The organism is Lacihabitans sp. LS3-19, from assembly GCF_024343575.1.
Taxonomy (GTDB): Bacteria; Bacteroidota; Bacteroidia; order Cytophagales; family Spirosomataceae; genus Leadbetterella.
Map to the genome: position 1 here is coordinate 1 of NZ_RJUA01000100.1, position 606 is coordinate 606.

A 606-nucleotide genomic window follows, 5' to 3' on the forward strand; every position below is an offset into this window, starting at 1 on the left:
AGGCCTGAAATTATTAATAAAAGCAAAAGGAAAATGTACTACTGACCATATCTCTATGGCGGGTCCTTGGTTGAAATACCGTGGTCACTTGGACAACATTTCTAATAACCTTTTGATTGGGGCTGTAAACTTTGCAAATGACTCAACCAACAAAGTAAAAAACCAGTTGACAGGCGAATATGGCGAAGTACCAGCCGTGCAAAGAGCTTATAAAGCTGCTGGAGTGGGTTCAATAGTTGTTGGTGACGAAAACTATGGCGAGGGTTCTTCAAGAGAGCACGCAGCTATGGAGCCACGTCATTTGGGCGTAAGAGCTATCCTGGTGAAATCTTTCGCTCGTATTCATGAAACCAACCTAAAAAAACAAGGAATGTTGGCTTTGACATTTGCAAATCCTGCGGATTATGACAAAATCAAAGAAGATGATAGTTTAGATATTGTTGGTTTGACTTCTTTCGCTCCAGGTAAATCGTTGACTGTGGTAGCTAACCACTCTGATGGAACAAAAGACGAAATAGTTGTTAATCATACTTATAACGATGCTCAAATCGGCTGGTTCAAAGCTGGGGCGGCATTGAATATCATTGAAATGGAAGCTGGAAAGTA

The 606-nt window shown here is 40.9% G+C and carries 1 pseudogene; it reads left to right on the top strand.

The features are described 5' to 3' along the window. Positions 1-606 (top strand): annotated as a pseudogene (locus EGI22_RS24145) (aconitate hydratase); the annotation flags it as partial.